The organism is Methylobacterium sp. 13MFTsu3.1M2, assembly GCF_900112625.1.
GTDB lineage: Bacteria > Pseudomonadota > Alphaproteobacteria > Rhizobiales > Beijerinckiaceae > Methylobacterium.
On sequence record NZ_FOMM01000014.1, the window covers coordinates 166077 to 191673 of the forward strand.

The 25597-nt window shown below is 67.5% G+C and carries 24 protein-coding genes, 1 tRNA gene, 2 pseudogenes and 1 riboswitch; of the genes and pseudogenes, 13 read left to right on the top strand and 14 right to left on the bottom strand.

The window, feature by feature from the left end:
* Nucleotides 1-22: 22 nt before the first annotated feature.
* On the bottom strand, nt 23-2209 hold the full coding sequence (locus BM314_RS15645; protein ID WP_091978863.1) for a transglycosylase domain-containing protein: 2187 nt from the start codon (nt 2207-2209) through the stop codon (nt 23-25).
* 253 nt (nt 2210-2462) lie between these two features.
* Nucleotides 2463-3329, bottom strand: coding sequence for a LysR family transcriptional regulator (locus BM314_RS15650; RefSeq protein ID WP_042672295.1), 867 nt, complete (start codon nt 3327-3329; stop codon nt 2463-2465).
* Between the two features lie 99 nt (nt 3330-3428).
* Between BM314_RS15650 and BM314_RS15655 the strand changes: the two genes are divergently transcribed.
* Together BM314_RS15655 and BM314_RS15660 are read left to right on the top strand one after the other, a co-directional pair.
* On the top strand, nt 3429-3647 hold the full coding sequence (locus BM314_RS15655) for a hypothetical protein (RefSeq protein ID WP_020092819.1): 219 nt from the start codon (nt 3429-3431) through the stop codon (nt 3645-3647).
* 4 nt (nt 3648-3651) lie between these two features.
* Nucleotides 3652-4368 (top strand): YoaK family protein, encoded by a 717-nt coding sequence (locus BM314_RS15660; protein WP_091978865.1) that lies wholly within the window; start codon nt 3652-3654, stop codon nt 4366-4368.
* A gap of 37 nt (nt 4369-4405) precedes the next feature.
* On the opposite strand, the gene BM314_RS15665 is transcribed toward BM314_RS15660, so the two are convergent.
* Entirely contained in the window at nt 4406-4789 is a 384-nt protein-coding gene (locus BM314_RS15665; RefSeq protein ID WP_091978867.1) for an ATP-dependent helicase, read from the bottom strand.
* Nucleotides 4790-4973: 184 nt separating this feature from the next.
* Here BM314_RS15665 and BM314_RS15670 point away from each other — a divergent pair, with 184 nt between their 5' ends.
* Both BM314_RS15670 and BM314_RS15675 read left to right on the top strand, forming a co-directional pair.
* Complete coding sequence (locus BM314_RS15670) at nt 4974-5477, top strand: hypothetical protein (RefSeq protein ID WP_091680853.1); 504 nt, start codon at nt 4974-4976, stop codon at nt 5475-5477.
* A 100-nt stretch (nt 5478-5577) separates the two neighbouring features.
* Nucleotides 5578-5823 (top strand): hypothetical protein, encoded by a 246-nt coding sequence (locus tag BM314_RS15675; RefSeq protein WP_020092823.1) that lies wholly within the window; start codon nt 5578-5580, stop codon nt 5821-5823.
* Nucleotides 5824-5829: 6 nt separating this feature from the next.
* On the opposite strand, the gene BM314_RS15680 is transcribed toward BM314_RS15675, so the two are convergent.
* The 3 genes from BM314_RS15680 to BM314_RS15690 all read right to left on the bottom strand — a co-directional run bounded on the left by BM314_RS15680 (nt 5830) and on the right by BM314_RS15690 (nt 8237).
* Complete coding sequence (locus BM314_RS15680; RefSeq protein WP_091978869.1) at nt 5830-6900, bottom strand: acyltransferase family protein; 1071 nt, start codon at nt 6898-6900, stop codon at nt 5830-5832.
* A 116-nt stretch (nt 6901-7016) separates the two neighbouring features.
* Complete coding sequence (locus BM314_RS15685; protein WP_091978871.1) at nt 7017-7391, bottom strand: HNH endonuclease family protein; 375 nt, start codon at nt 7389-7391, stop codon at nt 7017-7019.
* Between the two features lie 15 nt (nt 7392-7406).
* A complete protein-coding gene (locus tag BM314_RS15690) occupies nt 7407-8237 on the bottom strand; it encodes an alpha/beta hydrolase (protein WP_091978874.1) in 831 nt (276 codons plus the stop codon).
* Nucleotides 8238-8351: 114 nt separating this feature from the next.
* A riboswitch (TPP riboswitch) is annotated at nt 8352-8457 on the top strand.
* Nucleotides 8458-8528: 71 nt separating this feature from the next.
* Here BM314_RS15690 and thiC point away from each other — a divergent pair.
* Nucleotides 8529-10415: a phosphomethylpyrimidine synthase ThiC gene (gene thiC / locus BM314_RS15695; RefSeq protein ID WP_091680898.1), complete on the top strand. Its 1887-nt coding sequence runs from the start codon at nt 8529-8531 to the stop codon at nt 10413-10415.
* 22 nt (nt 10416-10437) lie between these two features.
* Here thiC and BM314_RS15700 read toward each other — a convergent pair whose 3' ends face one another.
* A complete protein-coding gene (locus BM314_RS15700; protein WP_128083392.1) occupies nt 10438-10956 on the bottom strand; it encodes a TY-Chap domain-containing protein in 519 nt (172 codons plus the stop codon).
* A gap of 254 nt (nt 10957-11210) precedes the next feature.
* Here BM314_RS15700 and BM314_RS15705 point away from each other — a divergent pair, with 254 nt between their 5' ends.
* Nucleotides 11211-11549 (top strand): flagellar protein FlaG, encoded by a 339-nt coding sequence (locus BM314_RS15705; protein WP_020092829.1) that lies wholly within the window; start codon nt 11211-11213, stop codon nt 11547-11549.
* Nucleotides 11550-11559: 10 nt separating this feature from the next.
* Here BM314_RS15705 and BM314_RS15710 read toward each other — a convergent pair whose 3' ends face one another.
* Together BM314_RS15710 and BM314_RS15715 are read right to left on the bottom strand one after the other, a co-directional pair.
* Nucleotides 11560-12384, bottom strand: a complete 825-nt coding sequence (locus BM314_RS15710; protein WP_091978876.1) for a class II glutamine amidotransferase — start codon at nt 12382-12384, stop codon at nt 11560-11562.
* A 118-nt stretch (nt 12385-12502) separates the two neighbouring features.
* On the bottom strand, nt 12503-14272 hold the full coding sequence (locus BM314_RS15715) for an N-acetylglutaminylglutamine amidotransferase (protein ID WP_056527957.1): 1770 nt from the start codon (nt 14270-14272) through the stop codon (nt 12503-12505).
* Between the two features lie 254 nt (nt 14273-14526).
* Between BM314_RS15715 and BM314_RS15720 the strand changes: the two genes are divergently transcribed.
* Nucleotides 14527-14601, top strand: a tRNA-Gly gene (locus BM314_RS15720).
* Nucleotides 14602-14784: 183 nt separating this feature from the next.
* Here the strand turns inward: BM314_RS15720 and BM314_RS15725 are convergent.
* Nucleotides 14785-15916: pseudogene (locus BM314_RS15725) on the bottom strand (IS3 family transposase).
* 187 nt (nt 15917-16103) lie between these two features.
* A complete protein-coding gene (locus BM314_RS15730) occupies nt 16104-16709 on the bottom strand; it encodes a DUF2239 family protein (protein ID WP_091978878.1) in 606 nt (201 codons plus the stop codon).
* Nucleotides 16710-16827: 118 nt separating this feature from the next.
* Between BM314_RS15730 and BM314_RS15735 the strand changes: the two genes are divergently transcribed.
* On the top strand, nt 16828-17163 hold the full coding sequence (locus BM314_RS15735) for a GIY-YIG nuclease family protein (RefSeq protein ID WP_026604874.1): 336 nt from the start codon (nt 16828-16830) through the stop codon (nt 17161-17163).
* 23 nt (nt 17164-17186) lie between these two features.
* Complete coding sequence (locus tag BM314_RS15740; RefSeq protein WP_020092836.1) at nt 17187-18089, top strand: alpha/beta fold hydrolase; 903 nt, start codon at nt 17187-17189, stop codon at nt 18087-18089.
* Between the two features lie 215 nt (nt 18090-18304).
* Here the strand turns inward: BM314_RS15740 and BM314_RS15745 are convergent, their stop codons facing one another.
* A complete protein-coding gene (locus tag BM314_RS15745; RefSeq protein WP_020092837.1) occupies nt 18305-18943 on the bottom strand; it encodes a TetR/AcrR family transcriptional regulator in 639 nt (212 codons plus the stop codon).
* Between the two features lie 73 nt (nt 18944-19016).
* On the opposite strand from BM314_RS15745, the gene BM314_RS15750 reads away from it, so the two are divergent.
* The 3 genes from BM314_RS15750 to BM314_RS15760 all read left to right on the top strand — a co-directional run bounded on the left by BM314_RS15750 (nt 19017) and on the right by BM314_RS15760 (nt 22257).
* A complete protein-coding gene (locus BM314_RS15750; protein ID WP_091978882.1) occupies nt 19017-20177 on the top strand; it encodes an FAD-dependent monooxygenase in 1161 nt (386 codons plus the stop codon).
* 642 nt (nt 20178-20819) lie between these two features.
* Complete coding sequence (locus BM314_RS15755) at nt 20820-21092, top strand: hypothetical protein (protein WP_091978884.1); 273 nt, start codon at nt 20820-20822, stop codon at nt 21090-21092.
* Nucleotides 21093-21702: 610 nt separating this feature from the next.
* Nucleotides 21703-22257, top strand: coding sequence for a hypothetical protein (locus BM314_RS15760; protein WP_244539953.1), 555 nt, complete (start codon nt 21703-21705; stop codon nt 22255-22257).
* 372 nt (nt 22258-22629) lie between these two features.
* Here the strand turns inward: BM314_RS15760 and BM314_RS15765 are convergent.
* Nucleotides 22630-24319: pseudogene (locus BM314_RS15765) on the bottom strand (methyl-accepting chemotaxis protein).
* A gap of 207 nt (nt 24320-24526) precedes the next feature.
* On the opposite strand from BM314_RS15765, the gene BM314_RS15770 reads away from it, so the two are divergent.
* On the top strand, nt 24527-24898 hold the full coding sequence (locus BM314_RS15770; protein WP_348272735.1) for a bleomycin resistance protein: 372 nt from the start codon (nt 24527-24529) through the stop codon (nt 24896-24898).
* A 393-nt stretch (nt 24899-25291) separates the two neighbouring features.
* Here BM314_RS15770 and BM314_RS15775 read toward each other — a convergent pair.
* A partial coding sequence (locus BM314_RS15775) for a transposase domain-containing protein (protein ID WP_139237836.1) occupies nt 25292-25597 on the bottom strand: 306 nt, incomplete at its 5' end.

Genomic DNA, 25597 nt, shown 5'->3' on the forward strand with positions numbered 1-25597 from the left:
CGAATGCGGAGACCGCGGAGCGTCAGTCACCGATGCCGAACAGCTTCTCGATGAAGTTGCGGTCGTCCTTCGGCGCGCGCCGCGACGGCGCGGCCTGGCGCGGCGCCGGGGCCTCCGGCTCGCCGAGGATCTGGCCCAGGAGCCCGCCCGGGCCCGCCGGAGCGGCGCTCGCCACCGAGGCGGTCGTCTCCGGCTGGCGGCGCCAGCGGTTGAGGCCCGGGAGCGGGACCGGCGTCTGCCCCTTCAGGGCCTGGGTCATATAGGTCTTCCAGATCTCCGCCGGCAGGTTGCCGCCGGTGACCTTTTTGGTGAGCTCGCCGTCGTCGTTGCCGAGCCAGACGCCGGTCACGAGGCTGCCCGAGAAGCCCATGAACCACGCGTCGCGATAATCCTGGGTGGTGCCGCTCTTGCCCGCGAGGTCCCAGCCGGGGATGTCGGCCTTCTTGCCGGTGCCGCTGACGAAGGTCTCGTGCATCATGGCGTTCATCATGCCGTCGGCGTTGGCGTCGATGACCCGGCCCAGACCGTTGTCGGAGCGCTTGTAGAGGACCTTCCCGTCCTGGCTCTTCACGGCGGTGACCACGTAGGGGATCACGCCGATGCCGCCGTTGGCGAAGGCCCCGTAGGCGCCGACCATCTCCAGGAGCGTGACCTCGGAAGTGCCGAGGGCGATGGAGCCGTTGGCCTGGAGCGGCGAGGTGATGCCGAGCCGCTGGGCTGTCTGGACCACGGTCTTCGGCCCGACCTCCTGGCCGAGGCGCACCGCGACGGTGTTGAGCGACTGGGCGAGCGCCGTCCGCAGGGTGACGGGACCCTCGTAGCGGTGGGAGTAGTTCTCCGGCGCCCAGTTGCCGATCCGGATCGGCGCGTCCTCCCGGACCGTGTCGGGCGTGGCGCCGTGCTCCACGGCCGCGAGGTAAACGAAGGGCTTGAACGAGGAGCCGGGCTGACGCTTGGCGGTCGTGGCCCGGTTGAACTGGCTCTGCGCGTAGTCGCGGCCGCCGATCAGGGCGCGGATGGCGCCGTCCGGCCGCATCGAGACCAGCGCCCCCTGGCTGACGTTGTAGCGCGTGCCCTTGGCGTTGAGCTCGTCGGTGAGCGCCTTCTCGGCCGCCGCCTGGAGGCTCGGATCGACCGTGGTCTGGACCGTGATGTCGGTGTCGAACTTGCCGACGTAATCGTCGAGCACGTCCATCACGAGGTCGGCGACGTAGTTGGCCGACCCGCCGCCGCGGGCGTTGGCGGGCTTCGCCGGCTGGGCGAGCGCCACCTTGACGTCCTGCGCCGACGCGAAGCCCAGCTCCTGCATGGCGGCGAGCACCTGCGCGGCGCGGGCCTGGGCGGCCGGGAGGTTGCGGTTCGGGGCGAGGCGCGAGGGCGCCTGCACGAGGCCGCCGAGCATCGCGGCCTGCGCGAGGCTCACCTCCTTGGCAGGCTTGCCGAAATAGCGCTGCGCCGCCGCCTCGACGCCGTAGGCGCCGGCGCCGAAATAGACGCGGTTCAGGTAGAGTTCGAGGATCTCGTCCTTCGTGTACTTGTGCTCGAGCCAGAGCGCGAGGATCGCCTCCTGGATCTTGCGCGAGGCCGAGCGCTCCGGGGTCAGGAACAGGTTCTTGGCGAGCTGCTGTGTGAGGGTCGAGCCGCCCTGCGCCACGCCGCGCCGGGTCAGGTTCTGGCCGATGGCCCGCATGATGCCGACCGGGTCGACGCCGAAATGCTGGTAGAAGCGCCGATCCTCGATCGCCACGAAGGCGCGCGGCAGGTAGGGCGGCAGCTCCTTGATCGACACGACGCGGCCGCCGGTCTCACCGCGATTGGCGAGCAGGGAGCCGTCGCTCGCCAGGATCGCGATGTTGGGCGGACGCTTCGGCACCGCGAGCTGGTCGATCGGTGGCAGCTGCGAGGCGTGGTAAGCGATGAGCCCCGCGAGCCCGATCACCCCCCAGAGGCCGAGGACGACGCAGCCGTAGACGATGCGGCCGAGCCAGGAACGCCGGCGTCGGCCGCGACCCGAGGCCTTCGCCCGCCCCGTTGTCCGCGCCGGCGCCTTGTTCGGCTGCCGCGCTCCGCCGCCCGATCGCTTCGCCACGCCGTCTCCTGCCCCGGGACGGTCCTCACGAGTCAGGCGCAGGTCGAGTTCGCCGCGATCCCGCGCGCGCCCTTCGGGCACGTCGAAGTTCGGCTCAATCCTGCCCCGACCCTTGGCCATGCATCCCGTTCTCGAATGTTCCGCCGCGATGCGCGACCGTCAGGCACGCCGCAGGACGGTTTCCGCACGCCAAATGCGGCGGTTTCGCGCCCCGTCCGGCAACGACACCGGGGCCGGCACCGCCGGCGATCCTTGTCGAAACCGTTTGTGACCGCTTCGCGGTACGGTGCGGAAAAAGGCTGGCCAATCCGTTAAGGACCGCGCCGAACGGTCGGGATCGAGCCCGGCCACCGCGTGCCGGGAGGACGCCGCCCTAGCGCGCGGCGCCCTGAAGCTCGCCCGTGCTCGCCAGGATCGTCTCCTGCAGCGCGGTCGCCGCCGCGTGGTGGCGACCCGGGCCGAGCACGACGAACTCGACCGCGCCGAGCGGCGGCAGGCCGGCCGCCTCGGAGATCGCGGCGAGGCCCGGCGGCAGGATCTTGGCCGAGTGCGGCGCGATGCCCAGGCCCGCCTCGACGGCGGCCCGCAGCCCCATCAGGCTTCCGCTGGTGCAGGCCACCCGCCAGGACCGGCCCACCGCCTCGAGGGCGTCGAGCGCCAAGGTGCGGGTCATCGACGGTGGCGGGTAGAGCACGAGGGGCAAGGGCTTGGCCGGATCCGGCACGAGGCCGGGCCGGCCCGTCCAGATCAGATCCTCCGCCCAGGCCAAGGTCCCGCGCGGGTCGCCGCGCCGCCGCTTGCAGAAGATTACGTCGAGTTCGCCCGCATCGTAGCCCTGATAGAGGGCGCGGCTCAGCCCGACCGTGATCTGCAGATCGACCGCGTCGTGCCGATCGGCGAAGCGGGCCAGAACCTGTGCCAGGGTCGACAGGGTGTAATCCTCGGAGACGCCGAGCCGGATTCGGCCGCGCAGGCCTTCCGGCGAGAAGAAGGCACGCAGCCGGTCCTGCGCGTCCACCACGTCGCGGGCGAAGCCGATCATGGCCTGACCGTCCGGCGTGGGCGCGACCCGGTGGGTGTCCCGCGTCAGGAGCGCGCGACCGAGCGCCTGCTCGAGCCGAGCGATGTGCCCGCTCACCGTGGATTGCCGCAGACCGAGAGCCTGCGCCGCGGCGGTGAAGCTGCGGCTCTCGACGACGGCCAGGAACGAGCGCAGCAGCTCGATGTTCGGGTTGCCTATCATGAGTCACGATAACCGATATCGGTAACCTGCGGGCGCCGCGCGGCGTTAGGGTTCGGGACAGCCCCGTCCCAGAGCCGCGCCGCGAAGCCTTGCCCGATGTCCGCACCCGTTATCGTGACCACGCTGTTCGTCGGCGGCCTCATGGCGATCCCGACGCTCGGGAAATGGGCGACGCAGGTCACAGAGGTGCTCGCCTCCCTGCTGGCGATCGCCACCGTGCTGGTCGCGATCCTGTATCTCTGCGATCGCTGGCCCGACTACTTCGCCAATCCGCGGATGCCGGTCGGCCTGACGGCGACGCCCTTCGCCGACTGAGACGATGAGCCGTCCCGCGCGAGCTCGGAGACCGGGGAGCGGTCCCTTCGCCGGCGCCGCCCTGGCGTTCGTCGCCGGCTTCGTCGACGCGGCGGCCTTTATCGCCCTGACCGGCCTCTTCACCGCTCATGTCACCGGCAACTTCGTCCTGATCGGCGCCGAGCTGGTCGCGAGCTCCAGCGGCGTGGTTGCCAAGCTCCTGGCCCTGCCCGTCTTCGTCGGAGCGGTGGCGGGGGCGCGGGTCCTGGCCCTGGCGCTGGAGCGGCGGGCTTTCGACCCACTGCCCTGGCTCCTCGCCGTGGAGGTGACCCTGCTCGCGGGATTCGGGCTGTGTGGCACCGTCTGGTCGCCCCTCGGCGGAGCGGACAGTGCCGCTTCCATCGCCGTCGGCATGCTCGCGGTCGCGGCCATGGGGTTACAGAACGCCATCGGCCGCCTGTCTCTCGGCCATCTCGCCCCCACGACGGTCATGACGGTGAGCGTCAGCCAGGCCGTCATCGACGCGACCGACCTCCTCCTGGGGCGCGGCCAACAGCGCGATCAGACCCGGGAGAGGTTCCTGCGCGTGCTCCCGGGGATCGCGGCCTTCGCCGCGGGCGCGCTGTTCGGCGCCTTCGGGATCGCCCATCTCGCCTTCGGCAGCATCGTCCTGCCGCTCGGCGTTCTGACGGCCCTGATAGTCCTGGCCGCGGTGCCCGGAGACGCCGGCGCCGGGCCGTGAAGAGCCGCGCCGCGCGGCGCTCGGGCCGCGACCGCCGTCACCGCTCGGCCGGCGGTTCGGGGGATGGCTTACCCAACACCCGTCGCGCCTCGGTGAGCAGCACGGGATGGCGGGCCGCCTGCGGACCGGAATCCGGCGTCTCGCGGCCGAGCCGGGCGATGCGCGCCCCGAACAGGCGCCGGCGCAGACCGAACCGGCGGACGCTCATCAGCAGCGCCTGAAGCACGAGGCGGACCGCCTCGGTCCGCTCGCGCTCCTCCACGATCGCCGCCGCGAGAGCGGCCTCGCGCCGGAGCGCGGCCTCGAGCTCCTCCCGGACGGCGGCGCGGGCCGCCTCGTCCTTGCGCGCCGCGTCGAGCTGGATCCGGCATTCCTGGAGCGCGCTGAGCAGCAGAAGCTCCTGCGCGGACGCATCCCTCATCAAGGCCTCCCGGCTCGCTGTCTTCCGTCCGACGACGGGGCGTTCCGCCCGATCACCGTCGCGCCGGCCGCGGACCGGCCCGCGCGCATCCTGGTGCGACGCCATAGCGAGCGCGGCCGCTGGCCGGAAGCCGCCGACCGGATTATTCGGCACCCGCACCGCAAACCACGGGGGAATCGGGGACGTGCAGATTCGGATCGCTCTGGCCTTCGGGGCCATCACGCTGGGAGGCGGCGCGCTAGCACCCGCCCCGGCCCAGGCCTACCAGCTCGACACGGTGAACCTGGTCGGCTGCGCGCAGGAGGGCGGCGTCTGCCGGATGCCCTATCCCACCAACGTCTATTACGGCGTGCCCGGCCGGACGAACGGCCGGCCGTTCCCGCAGGGCGGCGTCGTGCCCTGCAACACCCAGACCTTCGGCGATCCGGCGCCGGGCCAGGCGAAGAGCTGCTGGTACGCCCCGCGGATCAACGCGGGCGGCGGTGGGGGCTACGGCGGCGGCGGCTACGGCGGTGGCGGCGGGGGTGCCTACGGCGGCGGGGGCGGATACCGGAATGACGGCTACGACGACCGGCGCGACGCCTACCGCGACCGCCGCGACTACGACCGCCCGCCGCCGCGCCGCTCCTACGACGACGATTACGGGCCGGGGCCACGCCGCTACCGGGGTGATCCCGACGAGTACTGATCTCGGTCGAGCAGGGCAGGCACGGGAACGTATTTGCCCTGTTAACCGCGATCCGGCATCGTCGGGCTCCGCGGAGCCACGAGACGGGACGGAGGAGCTGATGACGGAGAATCGCCGCGGCACCTTCCGGAAGAACGCCTTCACGTTCGGCGCCGTGCTGCTCGACGGCGGCGAGGTGAGCTGCCTGGTCTGGGACGCCACCGACGTCGGCGCGCAGATCGAGGTCGAGGACGATCAGGCCGTGCCGGACCGCTTCGCGCTTCGTGTCAGCACGGGCACCGAACCGCGCCCGGCCACCGTGGCGTGGCGGCGCAGCCGGCGGATCGGTATCGCCTTCGACGGCTGAGGTCCCTCAGGTCGCCTGCAGGGCCGGGCTCGGCTTAGGCCCGGACCCGGCTAGCCGGAACAGGCGCGGCCGGACGAACAGCAGGTCGAGCGCCGTCCCGCGGACCAGCCGCTCCAGCACCAGCGGCAGGATCACCGCCGTCGCCATGACGGTCAGGCTCGCGAGGCCGATATCGGTGATCGCGCCGGTGCGCACGAGGATCTCCCGCGTCGCCGCCATCGGCAGCGAGAAGGCGAGGTAGATCACGATCGAGCGCTGGCCGCAGGTCCGGACCGCCTCGGCGACCCGACCGCCGGCGCGGCCGATCAGAGCCGCCGCCACCACGATCGCGAGGGCTCCGGCCCCGCCGAGGGCGAGGCTCACCAGCGGCAGGCTGGCGAGGGTCGGATGATCCGGCAGGCCCGACGGGGTCAGCGCGAGCCAGCCTTCCAGGACCGCCCAGGCGGCGAGGCCGCAGAGGGCGAGCGGGACGCGGCGGCGCGCCGCGTCGGCGAGCGCGAAGATCCGCCCGGCGAACAGGTAGCCCGCGACGAAGTAGACGTAGCGGGCGCAGAACTCCTCGATCAGGGTCGACTCGCTGCGGATGTCGGCGATCTGCAGCAGGGCGGCGCCGGCGAGGAGCACGCCGCCGGGCACGCGGCGCAGGGCCTTGGTGACCACCGAGAACACCGCCAGCAGGTAGATGAACCAGAGGCTGGAATAGGGCTCGATCAGTGCGTGGGCGAGATGCACCGCGAAGGCCGCGGGACCGGCATCGCCGACGATCTTGCCGTACTTTGCGACCGACTGGATCACCAGCCAGAGGAGGTAGAAATAGGCGAAGTGGACGACCCGGCGGTCGGAGAACAGGCGCCAGTCGCGGTCGATCACCCGTCCCACGAACAGGCCGGAGAGCAGGAAGAAGTCCGGGATCCGGAACGGCTTCGCGAAGGCGACGACCGGGTGGAGGAAGCCCTCGCCGCCCATGGCCTCGCCGGTGCCGATGACCGAATGCATCATGACGACCAGGAGGATGCAGATCCCCTTGGCGATATCGACCCAGGCGAGTCGATCCCCCGTATCCCCGACCCCGGCCATCGTCCGAACCCTCGCGATCGGGGCGATCCTGGACCGGTTCGGGTTGACGGCAAGGAACGGGGCGGCGGCCACCTGCGGATGTGACGAACGCCCGGTAAACGCCGGCCGGGCAGGTGTCAGATCTGGCGGCGCGCCGACTTCCGCTCGCGGGTCATGCGCGTGGCGGCGTGGAAATCGTCGGGCTTGCCGCGGATCCAGACGAGGAAGCGCGCGATCTCCGGATCGGCGCGCAGGGCCTCGACGTCGGCGAGGCGCTTGGCGATCTCCGCCTCGCTGTAGCGGGCGTGGATCGCCGAGTGGCAGATCTGGTGCAGCCGGACCGTGCCGCGATGGGTCCCGCCCTTCAGCTTCGGCGTGAGGTGATGGAGGCTGGAGCGGGCGCGGCGCGGGATCGGGCGCTCGCAGAGGGGGCAGACCGGGTCCGGCGGGCCCGGGACGCCCGGCGCGTCCGGATCCTCGGCGCTCCAGCGCTGCGAGCGCCGTCCGACCACGCGAGCCTCCCTCTCCTACCCCTGCTGGTCCACCGGCTGCGGGCAGGCCGGACCGACGCCCTGTCCGAACAGCGCTTCGGCCTCGCGATCCCGGCTCCCCAGGATGGAGACGTGGTCCCCCGGGATCACGTCGATCCGCGCCCGCGGGCCGGCCGCCTCGGCGAGGTTCCGCGCCAGCTTGGCCGGCACCACCGTGTCGTCGCGGCCCTGCACGATCAGCACGGGCGCCGACCCGTCGCGGATGCGCAGGTCCGAGCGGTACGTGTCGCGCAGGAGCCAGATCGGGGCTAGCGGGACATGCAGCCGCACGGTGTGGGTCATCGAGTCGAACGGCGCCTCCAGGTACAGGCCGATCGTCGGCACCCGTTCGGCGACGGCCACGGCCACGGCGGCCCCGAGGAAGTGTCCGTGGAGGAGGATCGGCGCGTCGGGCGCCCGCGCCCGCGCGGCCTCGACGGCCGCCAGCCCGTCGCGGATCAGCCCATCCTCGCTGGGGCTGCCGGTGGAGCCGGGATAGCCGCGATAGGCCACAGTGAGCACGCCCCAGCCGCGCGCCCGCCAGGGCTCCGCGGCGAAGCGGGCCGCGTGCGGCTCGGGGCGGGATCCGTTGCCGTGGAAGCTCACGACGACGCCGCAGCCCGGCCGCGGAGGCCGCCACAGGCCGTGCAGGGTCTCGCCGTCGGGGGTCGCGACCGTGATCGTCGCAAGGCCCGGCGGGATCGTCCACGGGTTCTGCGGCCCGAAGGCGCCCGGATAGAGGAACCGGCGCTGCCCGAGCGCGAGCGCGGCGCAGGCCAGCCCGCAGAGGAGGAGCGCGGCGAGCAGGAGGCCGGCGATGAGGCGCATTGCGGTGCGATCGCGGTGCGAGAGAACGCGTGCGTTCGGACGAACGGTTTCGGGGATGTGTTTTCTAGGGCGGCCGGTCAGCATTGACAAAGCCGTCCGCGGGCCCGAGTCTGGAACCGTTCCGAGGGGGGCCCTGAAGAGGGCTGAGATTGGGCACGCTGCCCTGACCCTTGAACCTGATCCGGCTCATACCGGCGGAGGGACGGGAACCTGCGGTCGCATCTCGCGCGACCTCATCTCATCTCGGCCATCGCGTGGACCGGACCGCTCCAGCACGAGGAGAGGCCCACGATGAACGCACCCGTTCTCCCGAAGGACGTGAAAGGCAGCCCCGAGACCGTGACCACGGGTCCGGTCACCGGATCGCGCAAGGCGTACGCGAACCCGGCCGGGCGGCCGGACATCCGCGTCCCCTATCGCGAGATCGTCCTCTCCGATCCGAAGGAGGAACCGGTGCGGGTCTACGACCCGTCGGGCCCCTACACCGAGACCGATGCCCGCATCGACCTCAATGCCGGCCTCCCCGGCGTGCGCGAGCCCTGGGTCGCGGCCCGCGGCTACGCGGCCGTCGCGCCGCGCGCGGTGAAGCCCGAGGATAACGGATTCGCGGGCGACAAGCTCGTGGCCCCCTGCCCCGCCGAGCGGACCATCCGCAAGGCGGCCCCGGGCCAGATGGTGACCCAGTACGAGTTCGCCCGCGCGGGGATCATCACCGAGGAGATGATCTACGTCGCCCATCGCGAGAACGTCTGCCGCGAGGCCATGCTCGCGGGCGCCGAGGCCGCGCTCGCGGACGGCCAGAGCTTCGGGGCCTCGGTCCCGCCCTTCATCACCCCGGAATTCGTGCGCGACGAGATCGCCCGCGGCCGGGCGATCATCCCGGCCAACATCAACCACACCGAGCTGGAGCCGATGGCGATCGGCCGGAACTTCCTGGTCAAGATCAACGCCAACATCGGCAACTCCGCCGTGACCTCCTCGGCCGCCGACGAGGTCGAGAAGCTCGTCTGGTCGATCCGCTGGGGCGCCGACACGGTCATGGACCTGTCCACCGGCCGCAACATCCACAACATCCGCTCGTGGATCATCCGCAACAGCCCGGTCCCGATCGGCACGGTGCCGATCTACCAGGCGCTGGAGAAGGTCGGCGGCGACCCGCTCAAGCTCGACTGGGAGGTCTTCAAGGACACGCTGATCGAGCAGGCCGAGCAAGGCATCGACTACTTCACCATCCATGCCGGCGTGCGCCTCGCCCACGTGCCGCTGACCGCGCGGCGCGTCACCGGCATCGTCTCGCGCGGCGGCTCGATCATGGCCCGCTGGTGCCTCGCCGGGCACCGGGAATCGTTCCTCTACGAGCGGTTCGACGAGATCTGCGACATCATGCGGGCCTACGACGTCTCGTTCTCCCTGGGCGACGGCCTGCGCCCGGGCTCGATCGCCGACGCCAACGACGCCGCCCAGTTCGGCGAGCTGGAGACGCTGGGCGAATTGACCAAGGTCGCCTGGGACAAGGGCTGCCAAGTGATGATCGAGGGCCCCGGCCACGTGCCGATGCACAAGATCAAGGTCAACATGGAGAAGCAGCTGAAGGAGTGCGGCGAGGCGCCGTTCTACACCCTCGGTCCGCTGACCACCGACATCGCCCCCGGCTACGACCACATCACCTCGGGCATCGGCGCCGCCATGATCGGCTGGTTCGGCACCGCGATGCTCTGCTACGTCACCCCGAAGGAGCATCTCGGCCTGCCGGACCGGGACGACGTGAAGACCGGCGTCATCACCTACAAGATCGCCGCCCACGCCGCAGACCTCGCCAAGGGGCATCCCGCCGCGCAGCTCCGGGACGACGCGCTCAGCCGCGCCCGGTTCGACTTCCGCTGGGAGGACCAGTTCAACCTGGGCCTCGATCCGGATACCGCCCGGCGCTTCCACGACGAGACCCTGCCGAAGGACGCCCACAAGGTCGCGCATTTCTGCTCGATGTGCGGGCCGAAATTCTGCTCGATGAAGATCACGCAGGACCTGCGCGCCGAGGTGCTGGCGATGGAGGAGGCCGGCGAAGTCGTGGGCGCGGCGCCCGCGATGTCGAAGGCCGAGGCCGAGGCCGGCATGCGGGCGAAGTCGCAGGAATTCCTGGCCGAGGGCGGCAAGCTCTACGTCGACGCCGCCGAGTGAGATGGCGGCGCGCCCGGTCCGCTCAGGATTCGGGCGCGCCGCAGCCCCGCCCCGGCGTTCCGCCGTGCGGGGCCTCGATATCGAGAATGTCGCCCGGGCGGGCGCCGTAGGCATCGTGCAGCGCCGCGAGCATCAGATCCGCGGCGATGCCCGTGTCGGGCGGCGATCCCAGCTCCACCAGGCGCGCGAAGTTCTCCGCCGGGTCCGCCTGGACGTATCCGAGCGCCGCCAGCGCCTGCCGTGCCGTCGCATCCAGCCGCAGGCGCCTTCGGCCGGGTGGCCCGTAGGCGCCCGACGCGGCCTCGCAGAACATCCGCGTATCCCGATCCTGGAAGATGCACTGGACGTAGCGCTGCGCCTGTCCGTGCGGCGCGACGACGATGAAGCGGTCGCGCGAGACGTCGACCGGCCCGCGCCTGTGGATGGCGTCGAGACGCTCCACGACGGCGCAGCGGTGCTCGCGGATGAACGGCGCGCGCGTACCCGGATCGCCAGCCGCGGCCGGCGCGGCGAGCGCGGGACTGGTCGCCAAGACGAGCATCGCCGAGATCCTGTACATCGCGTGCTCCACGCTGCGCGGGGCGGGCCGCAGTCCCGTTGCGGGAAGACGAACCGGCTGGGCGCCGAGTCGACCCAGGAGAAAATTCAGCACGGATTTGTGTCGCCCCGGTAACGCGATGTTCATCGCATCTCCGATCCCGCCGCATCATCCGGTGGACCGGCGGTCGCCATTAAGGAACGATTAGGCAGGACCGCGCCTCAATCCTTCGATCACAGGATCGCAGGAGACCGGCGATGGAGATCCGAACGCTGACATCCACGACGCCGGGGCCGCAAGGCCTCGACGCGCTCGGAGCGACGGCCGCCGCCGCCGTGACCCAGCAGGCGCCCGAGCCCGAGACCTCCGCCAAGCCGCTCGAGCCCGCGGTGAAGCTCGACATCGGCACGAACGGCGGCAAGGCGCGGTACATCCAGGATCCGGACACCAGCTCGATCGTGTTCCAGGTGGTCGATCCGTCGTCCGGCAACGTGATCGACCAGCTCCCGAGCGAGACCGCCCTGCGCAATCGCGCCTACGATTCCGCCCGCAGCACGCAGGGTTCGCAGAGCGGCAGCCTCTCCCGCGTCGCCTGAGCGGAGTCGCTCAGGCGCGCAGCCGGCGGACCGAGTCATCGACCGGCGGCGCGGCCAGGCCGAACTGCGCCAGCGACAGGATCTCCACCGGCGCGTCCCGCCGCGCGACGAGCACGCTGTTCTCGGCGACCGTCGTCCAAGTGCCGTGATCCCGGTCGAGCGGCTCCGAGGCAACGACCACGCCGCCCTCCGAAGCGCGGTAGTAGAGCGAGTTCGCCTTGTCGTTCGCGGCGTAGCGGAACGCGTAGAGATCGCGCCCGTCGGCCAGCGCCGCGGTGAACCGGAACGGATGCGGCCCGGCGAGATCCGTGAGGCGCGCGAGCGCGCGCGCCGTCGCCTCGACAGGATCGCGGCGCGGCCCCGGTCCCATCAGGCCGCAGCCCAACAGCCCGAGGAAGATCGCTTCGGAATCGGTGGTCCCCGCGCGCGACGGGTACAGCTCGTCCGGGATCAGCGCCTCGACCGGGCGCCGCAGGCGGCTCCAGTCGCCGATATAGCCGTTGTGCATGAACAGCCACGGACCGCAGGCGAAGGGATGGCAGTTCGGCCGGGTGATCGGCGTCCCGGTCGCGGCGCGCACGTGCGCGAAGAACAGGTGCGAGTGCAGGTGCCGGCACAGGTAGCGCAGGTTGTCGTCCGACCAGGCGGGCTGGACCTCGCGGTACCGGCCGGGCTCCGGGTGATCACCGTACCAGCCGAGCCCGAACCCGTCGCCGTTGGTCGCCGCGGTCGATTCGAGCGCCGCGATGCTCTGCGAGACGAGGCTGTGGGACGGCTCGGTGACGTAGTGCTCCAGCGGGATGGTGCGTCCCGCATAGGCGATCCAGCGGCACATCGACGGGCTTCTCCGGGTGTCTGTCGACCGGCTGATCCAAGACGATCGTGGACAAAGCGCGGCACCTTGAGCGCGCGGTCGATCACGATCCGTCGCGAAAGGCGTGCCGCGGCCCGTCTCAGACGCCGTGCGTCTGGAGCCAGCTCTCCAGAAGGGCCACCTGCCAGAGCTTCGAGTTGCCCTTGGGCGTCAGCGTGCCGTCGGGATCGGCGAGCAGATGATCGACGTAGGCGCGGTTGAAGATGCCGCGCGCGCGCGCCTCGGGCCGGTCCAGCACGTCGCGGACGTAGTCGAGGAACGGGCCGCGGATGTGCTTCAGCGCCGGAACGGGGAAATACCCCTTCTCGCGGTCGATCACCTCGGCCGGGACGACCGCCCGCGCGGCCTCCTTGAGGATGTACTTGCCGCCATCCCGGACCTTTAGCTCCGCCGGGATACGGGCCGCCAGCTCGACGAGGTCGTGGTCGAGGAACGGCACACGCGCCTCGAGGCCGCAGGCCATCGTCATGTTGTCGACCCGCTTGACCGGATCGTCGACCATCATGACCTCCTGGTCGAGTTGCAGAGTCTTGTCGATGGCGCTGTCGCTCCGCGAGTTCGCGAAGAAGGTCGCGATGTAGTCGGTGCTGTGATCGCCGCCGACCATGTCGGGCGTCAGGGCCTCCCGCATCTCGGCATGGTCGCGGTCGAAATACGCTTTCGCGTAGTCGGCGACCGGGTCCGTCGAGCCCATCAGCTTCGGATACCAGTGATAGCCGCCGAACACTTCGTCGGCGCCCTGCCCGCTCTGGATCACCGTCACGTGCTTGGCGACCTCCTGCGAGAGCAGGAGGAAGGCCACCGCGTCGTGGCTCATCTGCGGCTCCGACATCGCCGCGATGGCCGCGGGCAGCGCCTCCAGCGTCCGGGTGCCGTCGACCGCGAGCTTCGTGTGGTCGGTGGCGAAGGTCTCGGCGATGATGTCCGAGTACTTGAACTCGTCGCCTTCGACGCCGTTCACCGCGTCGAAGCCCACCGAGAAGGTCTTGAGGCCGCGCTGGCCACCGCGCGCCAGCAGGGCCACCAGCAGCGAGCTGTCCAGGCCGCCCGAGAGGAGAACCCCCGTCGGGACGTCGGCGACCTGCCGGCGCTCGACCGCGGTGCCGAGGGCGTCGAGGACGGCCTCGCGCCAGTCCGCCTCGGTCCGGCCACGGTCGGCCGCGCGGGGGCCGATCGCCAGGGTCCAGTAGGTCGACGCGTGCCGCGTCCCGTCCCGCTCGATCGTCAGGATCGTCGCCGGTGGCAGCTTGCGCACGCCCTTGAGGATGGTGAGCGGGGCCGGGACGCCCGCGTGCCAGCTCATGTAGTGGTGGAGCGCGACCGGATCGACCGCGGTATCGACGTCTCCGGCGGCGAGCAGGGCCGGGAGCGACGAGGCGAAGCGGAAGCGGCCCTTCGTCTCGCTGTAATAGAGCGGCTTCACGCCGAGCCGGTCGCGCGCCAGCACGACTCGCCCGGAATCCCGCTCCAGGATCGCGAAGGCGAACATGCCGGCGAAGCGCTCGACGCAGGCAGTTCCCCAGGCGTGGAAGGCCTTGAGCACCACTTCGGTGTCGCTCGTCGAGAAGAACGCGTAGCCCTTCGCCTCGAGTTCGGCGCGCAGCGCGCGGAAATTGTAGATGCAGCCGTTGAACACGATCGCGAGCCCGAGGGCGGGATCGATCATGGGCTGCTGCCCGGCCTCGGACAGGTCGATGATCTTGAGCCTGCGATGGCCGAAAACGACCCGGCCGGAACCGAAGAGCCCCGCTGCGTCGGGCCCGCGCGGCCGCAGAGACCCCATCATCGCGTCGACGGCGGCGGGGTCCGCCGGCCGGTCGAAGCAGATCTCGCCGCAGATTCCGCACATGGTGTCAGCAGGGTCTCGGTCCGGCGCCACGCGCGCTTCGTCGAGCGAAACGGCTCGCGCGCCGCGGCGTTCCGCCGACCCGGCCGGGACGCCGCGCCGGGCTCACGCGGGGTCGCCCGGGGATCACGACCGGGAGATGCCGGACCCGTTTGACGCCATCGCCGTCGAACTGCTAGACCATGGCCGTACATGAGCGCACGGCGCCGTTCGGAGTTCGCGCTCCGCGACAGACCTTATCCGTGCCGACCATGTCGGCGGGCGTAGTTCAGTGGTAGAACGTCAGCTTCCCAAGCTGAATGTCGTCGGTTCGATCCCGATCGCCCGCTCCAATCCTCATAAGCACTTAGTAGGGGACCGTGGTACGCTGACAGGCGAGCGTACCACCAGCGTACCACCGTCAGCCGAATCAACGCTCGCTTCCGCGTTGTCCGAGCGCCCGCGAACTGCCACGCTGCCGGGACGACGACCCTCACCTGACCTGGCCGGTATTTTGGCCCGGGCCGAGTGGGAGGCTACTGCATGGTAGCGGCCATGGGTAGCCGGAAGGCCAGATCTGGGAAGCTGACAGGCGCAGGTGGCCGATAGCCAAGCGACGAGTGCGGTCGGACGCGGTTGTAGGTGGATTGCCACAGACCAATCACGATCTGCGCCTCCTTCAGCGAATCGAAGATCTCTTGGCGTAGGCACTCGTCGCGCAGCCTACCGTTGAAGCTCTCACAGTACACGTTCTCCCACGGCGAGCCGGGTGCGATGTACTGAATCTGTGGCCCCGTCTTGGCGACCCACTGGCGCAGCGCCTTCGAGATCATCTCGGGGCCGTTATCGCAGCGGATGTGCTCCGGGATGCCGTGCAGGCACATGGCGTCGGCCAGTGCCTCGATCACATCGAGGCTGTTGATCCGCCGCGCCACCTTCAGCGCGAGGCACGCCCGGCTGTGCTCGTCGATCAGCGTCAGGATGCGCAAGGTTCGGCCGTCGTGCGTCTGGGCCTGCACGAAGTCGAAGCTCCAGACGCGGTTGCGGCGGAGCGGGCGCAGCCGTTTGCCCGAGCCGTCGTTCAGCCAAAGCCGGCTGCGCGGCCGATGCTTCTGCGGGACCTTCAGCCCCTCGCGACGCCAGATGCCCTCATCCTGAGGTTCTCGAAGGATGAACCCGGTCCTTGCCCACCTGCCACCCTGCCGCCTGCAGCAGCGCGGTGACGCGGCGATAGCCATAGCGCCCGTACTCGGACGCCAGGGCGATGATGGCGCGGGTCAGCTCATCCTCGTCCGCCAACAAGGTCGGCACGTAGCGTTGCGTGCCGCGGTGCTGACCGACGATCCGGCAGGCGTGACGTTCGGAAGAGACCGTACTTCTCCCGGATCCCGTCCACCGCCTGCTGGCGTCGCTCGGGGGCTACAAGTTTCCCGAGGCGACGTCCGCCAGCACCTGATCCTCCAAGGATAGATCGGCTACCAGCCGCCGCAGCCGCGCGTTCTCGCGCTCCAGGCTCTTCATCTTCCTGGCCTGATCGACTTGGAGACCGCCGTACTCCTTGCGCCAGCGGTGATAGCTCTGCTCAGAGATCTCCGCCTCCTTGCACGCCAGCGCCAAGCTTTTGTTTTGTGCCGTCTGCACCTCGATCTGGCGCAGCTTCAGCACCACCTGCTCCGCACTCGTCTACTGACCTCGCCCCATGTCCAACGCCTTCGGGCCCAACTGATCCTCTCAATCAGCCCGGTCCAAAGCCAGCCGGTCAGGTCAGTTTCCAGAATGTCAGCTTTCTGACGCGGATCTGGAAAAGCTGCCGCTGCACGGGGCGGACCTCAGCCATCGGCCGTCGTTCGCTGGCTCAGGTGAGGGCTGCGAGCTTCAGCGCATGGTCTCGGATGTCCGGTGGCCATGCCGTCATGCGCTCGGCAAAGCCGTTGGCATCCCCGGCGAAAAGCGCCCGGATCACCTCCTCAAACCCGGGCAGATCGCCAGCCAACGCCGAAAGGAAGCGGTAGGCGGCCTCTCTCGCGGCCTTCATCAGGGTCTGCCTACCATCTGCCCGCCGCGCTTCATCAACGAGGCGCCGCAACGCTTGCGATGCACCTCCTGGCTGGGATGCAAGCCACTCCCACTGACGGGGAAGCAGCGTCACCTCGCGGGCGATGACCCCGAGTTTCGGGCGACCTCGGCTTCTTGGCGCACCATCAGGATCCGTTCGGCCCTCAACGGTGCTCGTAGCGTCTCCCGCATTCGCGGGTTCGGCGAACTGTGCGGTGATGTCCGCCTCTGTTCCACGCAGATCGAGGTCGATGACGGAGCCCGACCTGTCGTCGAAGGTCAGGATCGGATCGCCTTCTTCCGCCGCCCGCGCTTTCACGGCGAGAGCCACGTCGATCAAGCGACCGCTGGCGAGCCGCTGCACACCCGCGAACGCGGTGAACGTCCTGATTGGGTCTTCAGGCATGGCGCCTCCATCCTCTCCACCTTAGCCGGATCGACCACTTGATGTCAATTTTACCCGGGTGATATTGCGTCACCGGGGTGCCTTCGATAGCGTCGCCGCCAAGCTGTGAGGGCACATGATGAGAATGGAAGACCGAAAGGCGGCCGTGAGCGCCTACAAGAAGCGAGACGTCGACAGCGGCATCTACGCTGTCCACTGCATGGCCTCCGGTGAGGTTTGGGTCGGCGGCGCGCCCGACCTGTCCAAGATCCAGAACCGCCTCTGGTTCACTCTCCGGCAGGGCACGAACACGCACCGTTCGCTCCAGACCGCGTGGAATGCGCATGGAGCCGAGGCGTTCAGCTTCGAGATCGTCGAGCGGTTGGACGCTGAAGAGATCGCGTACGTCCGTGACCGGGTGATGAGGGAGCGCCTTATCCAGTGGGCGGAGCAACTCCGGGCCGTCCGGATATGAGCTCGGAACTTAGGTCAGCCCATGTGGCGGCCAACGGCATCACCCTGGCCTACGACAGCTTCGGCGACGGGGCGGCTGACACGATCCTCCTGATCGCTGGGCTCGGTACGCAGATGATCCGCTGGACGGACGCCTTCTGCCTTGAGTTGGTGACGCGCGGCTTCCGCGTCGTGCGGTTCGATAACCGGGACACGGGACGCTCAACCCACTTCGCTGAGCATGGCGCGATGGACTTTGCGACCTTGGCCTCGGCGCTCACTGAGGGACGGCGGCCGGAACTCGCCTACACGCTCGACGACATGGCCTCGGACGCGCTCGGTCTGCTCGATGCCCTGTCCATCCGCCGAGCCCACATTGTCGGCCGCTCGATGGGCGGCATGATCGCCCAGATCCTGGCGAGCGAGCACCCGTCTCGTGTGCTCTCGGTCGCCTCAATCATGTCGACCACGGGAAATCCGGACCTGCCGCCGGCAGGGCCTGACGTCATGACGATGTTGATGCGCCCCGCCCCCGATCCCGCCTTGGACGAGGCTGGTTTCCTCGATCACGGCGTTGCCTTCGCGCGGCGCATTGCGGGTACGGCACATCCATTTGACGAAGAGGCCCACCGTGCTCTCCTCTGGGAGGAAGTTCGGCGAGGCCGTGCGCCGGGTGGGTTCGGACGCCAGATCGCAGCGGTTGGATTAGCTGGCGACCGCCGGTCACGGCTCGCCGCGATCACGGCGCCCACCCTTGTTGTTCATGGGACAGAGGATCCTCTGTTTCCGCCTGCCTGCGGCGAGGACACCGCGGCCGCGATCCCGAATGCGGAGATGATGTTGATCCCCGGGATGGGGCACGATCTGCCGCCATTCCTGTACCGGACCATTGCCGATGCAATCGAGCGAACCGCTTGCCGTTCAAGCATCTCGATTTCGGGACTGTAGAAGGGCCTGCATCCACAGGTTCAAGCGACCACTTTTAAGAAGGCTGTTGTGCCGTCCCTTTGGCGATAGTGGGTCGATAGCAGGCCGTCCACTTATTTGTCAGATGGGCTTCAGGGCAACGGATTCGTTGTAGCGAATATAATCGCGGAAACCGCGCACAGCCTTGAGCAACCCCCCACAATATCTGCTGCCAGTCATTGCGCCTTCAAATATTCTCATCCCGCTTCGGCATAGGGAGTTCCCGCTGCCGCGCCCGCGGCGGCTTGGAAACCACGATCGATCAGACGAAGAAAGGCGCGACCGGCAGCCGCGGCGTCGCCGGGCGTTTCCGCCACCTTGTACCCTTCGAAGAAGGCGACGCTCCACGTCGCCACGAGCAAGCCCGCCACCAGATGCGCGTCGGGATCGTCCGCGGGTCGATCAACCGCCTCTGCCATCATCTCTGCCAAAACGCGCGTGAACTCGCTGCACATCTGGCGGGCGCGCGCCTTCAGCGCCTCGCTGGCCAGTGCCGTCGCCACGAACCTCAGCGACGCACCGAAAAGCGGGAGGAGAGGGTTCCGGTCCTCGATACAACGATGAGCGAGCAAGCGCAGTGCCGTGACCGGGCTTGCTCCCTCATCCCGCCCGTGGATGGCCGCGGCCACCATTCCGCGCACCTCATCCTCACGATCGAAGAACATGTCCTCCTTGCGGGGGAAATGGTTGAACACGGTCATGCGGCCGACATCGGCAGCCTCCGCGATCTCGTCGACCGTCACCCGGTCGAAGCCGTGCTCCATGAACAGACGCGTGGCTGCATCGGAGATGGCTTGGCGCGTCGCCAGCCGCTTCCGTGTGCGCCTGTCCAGCATGGGGCTTGCCCGTTCTTGCACGTCTATATATACTCAGTATAGTTTCATATCGAGATCATTCTGAGGTGACGGCATGCCTACGTCAACCGTGGTATCCGGTGCGTCCTCCAGCAAAACGCGAGCCGCACTCGTCAGCGGCGCGAGCTTCGCCGGCTTGGCCACAGCATTCTGGCTGAACCAGCTTGGATACTGCGTCACGGTAGTTGAGGTCGCACCGGGTCTGCGGCGCGGCGGGACGCCCGTCGACATCGAGGGCGAGACAATCGCAATCCTGACACGCATGGGCTTGATGGACGCCGTTCGCGCTCGAACGCTTCCCCCTCGACGCTTCGCCTTCAAGGATGCGGAAAACGCAACGCTGGGCGATATGGCCCACCACCCAGACGATGAGGCGGGGCCGCGCTACGAGATCCACCGCGACGACCTGTTGGATGTTCTGTGCGGCGCGATCGATGGCGATGTGGAACTGCGGTTCAACCGTTCGATCGTGGCGATTGAAGAGCGTCCGGACGCGGTGTCGGCGACGTTCAGCGACGGCAGTCAGCACGAATTCGCACTGATATGTGGTTGCGATGGAAATCGCTCCAATACGCGCAGACTGGCGTTTGGCGACGGTGAGCAGTTCACCCATTTCATGGGCGGATATTTCTACCTCAAAGTCGTGCCAGACACCGGACTGCTCGAACCGAACAGCTCGGAGCTTTTTGCCGTTCCTGGGCGGATGGCGATGCTGAACGGCTATGACGATCGTACAGATATTGGCTTCGGGTTTCGCACAGCCGGCGAGATCGAATACGACTACCGGAACAAGGATCAGCAATGTCGCCTGATCAGGGAAAATTTTTCCGGTCTGAAGTGGAAGGTACCGGATATGCTCGCTCGTATGGGCGAGGACAACGACTTCTATTTTGATCGTATCAGCCAAATCAGGATGCCGACGTGGTCTCACGGGCGCATCGTTCTTGTCGGCGACGCAGGCTATTGCGTGTCCCCGTTCGCAGGCCTCGGTGGCTCGATGGCCATCATCGGCGCGGGAAGGCTGGCCGACGCCCTGGCGCGGCATCCGGACAACCATGCCGCCGCATTTCAAGCTTATGAGGAAGGGCTACGGCCGTTCGTTGAGCAAGTACAAGAACGGGCCGCGATCGACAGCATACAGATGCTATTTCCCGGCGACGATAGCGAAATGGCAGAGCGAGATCGTAAGCTGGCCATCGGTGACATCGGCGTTTGACGGCCGCTTTGGAGAAGCTCCGACGGCAGTCCCACTGGCCGAGTTGGGTCGAATGCGGGGTCGTCCACTCGGGGTCGAAACCGGCTGCCCCTAACCCAGCAAACTGGCCCGAAGGCCATACTTCAGGGCAGACCACTCCAGTGGGGGCGGATCAGGAGAGGATGGAATGTTGCAGAATTTTCTCCCCAACGCCCTATCAGGTTTGAGGGTTACTTTAGATCAGCGCGACATGACATCAGCTGACCGAGCCCTCCGATCGAAGCCCCAAAAACCGCCCCGCCTATCGCCGGTAAGCCGCCGAAAAATGCCGCGGGTACTGCACCGCTGATCGCGCCTACCACTGCAGCATTGCGCATCGCCTGAGGGGTACATGAAGGCGGCACAGTGCCGCCAGCCACATTCATAATCTCTTCGTCATCAAGTTCGCGAATGGTATCGGTAAGTTCGCGGATAGCCTGCATATTTTAGCTCCTCCGCTTCAAACCATATCGCAGGGTCTTTGCAGGACCTCTTTGAGTCCTGCAAAGACCGTAGCAGGCGATCTCCCGGCTGCCACTAGTAAAGATGACCTATGAACTTGCGGATGGACCCTGCGCTAAATGTCGGAAGGGCGGCAGTTTTGCGGCAGCAGAAGGATGATTCATGAAGATCGGTGTCCTGATCCTGGTCGGCGCCTGCGGGGTCCTCGTCGGGATCGTCATCGGATACGTCGCGGGGACGCGACTCAGCCAGGCCTTCGCGCGGCTGCCGGTCACGGACCGCTCCCCTGCCGCGAAGGCGCTCCGGAGGGTGGACCGCGTCGCGATCAAGCACCGCCTCGCGCGGGACGTGTTGTTGATGGAGATGATCGGTCAGCAAGGCAGTAGGACGGAAATTTTGTGTCCTGCCAAGGAAACGGGCGAACAGGCCCGGTAAGCGTTACAAGGCCGCCGCAGCCGCGGGCGGATAAGCGGGGTCTAAGTTCGACTGTCGGCTTTTTGTGGCCGCCCAGACTTAGGATGGACACGTCGGGTGCCGATCCGAGTGGGGCAGGAGATAGAAAGTCCTTTCAGCCTACTCCAACGTAGAGCTAAAGTTTTTCGCGTAGGCCGCACAGTTTCGCAACCGCCGTGAGAAGCAGCCCCCGTGCGACAGATCGTTGTAGGTCAAACCAAACCAGATTTGCCCCTGCCGGCTCGAACGTCGGATATCAGCTGCAGCGGAACGACTGGTTGCTGTCGCTAGATTATTTGCCAAGTGGCCGAAGAGCGTCCGCTTTCGGGGAGCGCTGTTGGCTGTCGGAACGCGTGGGTCGGGTCGATAGAAGGCAGTCCGCTTCTCAAATCGACCTTCCGAAGCGTTGTTCCGCTTACGGCCAGACTTGAACACGTGGATGACGCGGCTGATCATACGCTGGTCGTTCACGCGCCGTTCGCTCAGGGTGTTGTTCGACAGATGCCGTGCCTCCTTGGCACGGATGTTGGCGATAGTGTAACGTGACCGAATGAAACGTCGAATAGCCATAATTGCAATGATCGTATCCTTGATGGCAATTGCAGAATTCTTCATGACGCATAAAAACTCTAAGCATCCCGCGAGAAATCCGCACCCCATCAAGCGCTATGATGTCATCGCCACTTCAAACGCTCCCGAGCCGTGGAATTCTATCGCGGGATACATTGGATATGAGATCATAAACAGGGAATGCCTGCCAATTAACTCGTTTCTAGGTCAGCAAGACGTGCCGAATTTTGGAATTTACATCGAAATGGAACGCGTAGACGATCATACTTGGAAAGGACATTTCTTCCGTGATGCTTGGCAGGATGCAGATATTTACAATCTCGGTATCTGTCATTGGGATGTCACCAGCGCAGGTATTTCTGCGATTGCCAGAAAAGTGAAATTCAACTGGAGCCACACGTTAACTACCCTTTTGCGTGATGGCATTCAGACGAGCTACTTCAAGAAAAGCCTATACGGAGATGCTGGTGCCGTGCGTTATGGCGCACAAGCCTTCACCGCCGAAGACCCCGAGGTATTGCAAGCACCGAGTGCGTATTTTCCTGTCACTATCGCTGTCGAAAACGTCTCCCGCTGAAACATATCAATCAAAACAATCCTCAACATCACCGCTCATTTATTCGAGGCAATATGAAGCAGAAACTCCATTTTTATAGTATTGCTGGATAATCTAGATGGAACAGAACATTGAGTAGTTCTCAAATATATCAATATTTCGAGACACAAAGATCTTGAAGGTCAACTTTTCGGAAAATTGGTTCGGGCGGCATCCAGCTGAATGTCGGCTTTGGAGGACATCGCGATCCGCGTTGAGCGTCAAGATTGGGTCGACAGCCGAAGGGCGGCTTCGGGTTAATTTTCGCCGGTCCGCCGCCCCTCGAAAATGAAGCGGAAGCGGACTCTCGGTGGTTAGATCCTCTAATAGATGATCAGCGTTGATAGGATTGTGTCAGGCGGCGCGGACGGCGGCGAGGAATCGGCTGACCTCCGCGGTCAGGTGCTCGGATTGCCGCGACAGCTCCGAGGCCGCCGACAGGACCTGCCCGGCCGCCGCCCCCGTCTCCTCCGAGGCCTGCGCCGCGCCGGCGATGTTGCCCGTCACCTCGTTCGTCTCCGCCGACGCCTGCGCCACGTTGCGCACGATCTCCTGCGTGGCCGCGCCCTGCTCCTCGACCGCGGCGGCGATCGAGGTGGCGACGCCGCTGATCTCGCGGATCCGGTCGGTGATGCCGGCGATCGACGTGACCGCCTGCCCGGTCGAGGCCTGGATCTGCGCGATCTGGCCGGAGATCTCGTGCGTCGCCTTGGCAGTCTGCTCGGCCAGCGCCTTCACCTCGGAGGCGACGACCGCGAAACCCTTGCCGGCGGCCCCGGCGCGGGCCGCCTCGATGGTGGCGTTGAGGGCCAGCAGGTTGGTCTGGCCGGCGATGTTGGAGATCAACCCGACCACGTCGCCGATCCGCGACACGGAATTGCTCAGTTCCTGGACGAGCGCGCCGGTCTGATCGGCGTCGGAGACGGCCCGCTGCGCCAGATGCGCCGAGCCGTCCACCTGCCGGCCGATCTCCTGCACCGACGAGCCGAGCTTTTCGGCCGCCACCGCCACCGTGCTGACGTTGGAGGCGGCTTCCTCGGCCGCCGCCGCCACGGTCGTCGACCGGCTCGCGGTCTCGGTGGCCGTGGCGGTCATCGCCTGCGTGGTCGCCTGCAACTCGGTCGCGGAGGATGACACCGTGCCGATGATGCCACCGACCGCGTCCTCAAAGCCATCGGCTATCTGCCGCATGCCGGCCTTGCGCTGCTCCTCGGCGGCCAAGCGCGCCTGCGCGGTCTCCTCTTCCAGACGGCGGGTGCGGATCAGGTTGTCCTTGAACACTTGGACGGCCGCCGCCGTCGCACCGACCTCGTCGCGGCGCGCGGTGGGGCAGCTCGCCGCCCGTGTCGCCCGCGGCCAGGCCGGTCATCACGCCCGTCATCGCCTGGATCGGACGCGAGACGTGCAGCAGCACGAAAGCGGCCGCGCCGCAGGCCGCGAGCACGCTCAGTGCGATGAAGAGATAGGCCGTCAGGGTCGCGGACTCGGTCGCCGCCATTGCGCTGTCGGCATCCACGTGCGCGCTACGCTCGTTCAGGGCAACGTCCTGGGCCAGCTTGTCGCGGGCTGCACTGTCGAGATCGATGTTGGCCGGTTCGGCCATGAGCCGGACACCCTCGGTGCTCTGGCCCGCCTCCGCCAAGCGGGCTGCCTCGCGGCCGACGGTCTGGTAGCGCTCCCAGGTGGCGCCAAACGCGGCGTACAGCGCCCGCTCCCCGGCCGAGGAGATCAGCGGCTCGTAGGCCTTCCGGGCGGCGGCGAGCGCCACGACGGCCTCGTCGATCTGCCGCGCGTTCTCGATCCGCTGATCGGGACTGCCGGACAGGGTCAGCGTGCGCAACTGCTTGATGCGCACCTCCGAGGCGGCGGCGCGGATGTTGGTGATCGCCACGAGGGAGGGGAGCCAGTTCATGGCGACGCCCGTGACATCGGCTCGGATGCCTGAGAGCGTGAGGGCCATGAGAACGGCCTGACCGGCGCAGAGAAGCGCGAGGAGGCCGAAGGCGGCGAGGAGCGACGCTTTGACGGTTAGATGAAGACGCATGATCTGGCCCTGGACGGGGCACCCCGCACGTCCGCTACGGCGCCTGCCGCGATCCTTCTTGGCACTTGACCGCTTCCACCAAGCCATGACCTTTTTGCAGGTCTGGAACCGCTAGCCGACCCTGCCGAACGCGCCCGCTCGTCCAGCTTTGGCCACCCTCCAGAAGGCGGCTTCGCGGCCCTGACGCCGGAACTGGATGTCGCCGACCTGGATGTGAGCTTGCGGTTCTGGTGCGACTTGCTCGGCTTCAAGATTGCCTTCGATCGATCAGCCGCGCGCTTCGCCTACCTCGCGCGGGGCAGTGCTCAGATCATGCTGTGTCAGCACAATAGTCGTTGGCTGACCGGTGCGCTTGATCGCCCCTACGGACGTGGAGTGAACTTCCAGATCATGGTCGACCGGCTGGATCCGATCCTCGCGGCCCTCGATGCCGCGCAGTGGCCGCTGTTCGAGGAGCCGATAGAGGCTTGGTATAGAACGGGTCCGGTAGAGGGCGGCCAGCGGGAGTTCCTTGTTCAAGACCCTGACAGGTATCTCGTGCGCCTCGCCGAGAGTCTCGGGCAGCGGCAACTGGATTAGCGACTGCTCTCCACTTTAAGCCGACGATGATAGCAGCCAACTCACGACCGCTTTCGAGAAACGCCGAAGGTGCTCCGAGCGGCCGGGGTGGGTCGGTAGCTGGCCGTCTGCTTTTCCCGCGGACGTTCTCCGAAGCGGATCGGCAGCTTACGGCCAGCTCCAGTCGCGTGAGTGGACGCCCCGGACGGCTGGGTAGGGTGGTTTTGCGACGTTCCGCTTAGGGGCGACCACGCGCGGAAGCGGACGCTGCTGATCAGACAGATGCGATCGCTGCCCGACCAGCGAGACAAGCATGATCTTTAAGCGTTGAGGCCGACCCTGCTGGAGATCATCATGTTTGCCAAGGTCTTCGTTGCTGCCGTTATCGGCGCCGTCGGGTCGTAAGCGTCGTTCTCAGGCCACGGCTTTGAGGGGCTGTGGTGCGTAGGCCCAGGGTAGCAGGTCGTCGATATTGCTCTGCGGGTGGCCGGCGACGATGCGGGTGATGACGTCGGTCAGGTAGGCCTGCGGCTCGACCCCGTTCAGCTTGCAGGTCTCGACCAGCGAGGCGACGACAGCCCAATGCCCGGCCCCACCGTCCGAGCCGGCAAACAGCGCGTTCTTCCGCGTCAGGGCCAACGGCCGGATCGCCCGCTCGACGGTGTTGTTGTCGATCTCGACGCGGCCGTCGTCGAGGAAGAGAGACAAGCCGGCCCAGCG

What these genes read in the sequence shown, in the direction of transcription:
- BM314_RS15755 (WP_091978884.1), top strand. Translation starts at nt 20,820, where the DNA reads ATGAAGATCGGTGTCCTGATCCTGGTCGGCGCCTGCGGGGTCCTCGTC.
- BM314_RS15700 (WP_128083392.1), bottom strand. Translation starts at nt 10,956, where the DNA reads ATGCTCGTCTTGGCGACCAGTCCCGCGCTCGCCGCGCCGGCCGCGGCT.
- BM314_RS15710 (WP_091978876.1), bottom strand. Translation starts at nt 12,384, where the DNA reads ATGTGCCGCTGGATCGCCTATGCGGGACGCACCATCCCGCTGGAGCAC.
- thiC (WP_091680898.1), top strand. Translation starts at nt 8,529, where the DNA reads ATGAACGCACCCGTTCTCCCGAAGGACGTGAAAGGCAGCCCCGAGACC.
- BM314_RS15705 (WP_020092829.1), top strand. Translation starts at nt 11,211, where the DNA reads ATGGAGATCCGAACGCTGACATCCACGACGCCGGGGCCGCAAGGCCTC.
- BM314_RS15645 (WP_091978863.1), bottom strand. Translation starts at nt 2,209, where the DNA reads ATGGCCAAGGGTCGGGGCAGGATTGAGCCGAACTTCGACGTGCCCGAA.
- BM314_RS15715 (WP_056527957.1), bottom strand. Translation starts at nt 14,272, where the DNA reads ATGTGCGGAATCTGCGGCGAGATCTGCTTCGACCGGCCGGCGGACCCC.
- BM314_RS15745 (WP_020092837.1), bottom strand. Translation starts at nt 18,943, where the DNA reads ATGCTGGACAGGCGCACACGGAAGCGGCTGGCGACGCGCCAAGCCATC.
- BM314_RS15660 (WP_091978865.1), top strand. Translation starts at nt 3,652, where the DNA reads ATGAGCCGTCCCGCGCGAGCTCGGAGACCGGGGAGCGGTCCCTTCGCC.
- BM314_RS15760 (WP_244539953.1), top strand. Translation starts at nt 21,703, where the DNA reads ATGGCAATTGCAGAATTCTTCATGACGCATAAAAACTCTAAGCATCCC.
- BM314_RS15735 (WP_026604874.1), top strand. Translation starts at nt 16,828, where the DNA reads ATGAGAATGGAAGACCGAAAGGCGGCCGTGAGCGCCTACAAGAAGCGA.
- BM314_RS15690 (WP_091978874.1), bottom strand. Translation starts at nt 8,237, where the DNA reads ATGCGCCTCATCGCCGGCCTCCTGCTCGCCGCGCTCCTCCTCTGCGGG.
- BM314_RS15655 (WP_020092819.1), top strand. Translation starts at nt 3,429, where the DNA reads ATGTCCGCACCCGTTATCGTGACCACGCTGTTCGTCGGCGGCCTCATG.
- BM314_RS15680 (WP_091978869.1), bottom strand. Translation starts at nt 6,900, where the DNA reads ATGGCCGGGGTCGGGGATACGGGGGATCGACTCGCCTGGGTCGATATC.
- BM314_RS15750 (WP_091978882.1), top strand. Translation starts at nt 19,017, where the DNA reads ATGCCTACGTCAACCGTGGTATCCGGTGCGTCCTCCAGCAAAACGCGA.
- BM314_RS15675 (WP_020092823.1), top strand. Translation starts at nt 5,578, where the DNA reads ATGACGGAGAATCGCCGCGGCACCTTCCGGAAGAACGCCTTCACGTTC.
- BM314_RS15665 (WP_091978867.1), bottom strand. Translation starts at nt 4,789, where the DNA reads ATGAGGGATGCGTCCGCGCAGGAGCTTCTGCTGCTCAGCGCGCTCCAG.
- BM314_RS15730 (WP_091978878.1), bottom strand. Translation starts at nt 16,709, where the DNA reads ATGCCTGAAGACCCAATCAGGACGTTCACCGCGTTCGCGGGTGTGCAG.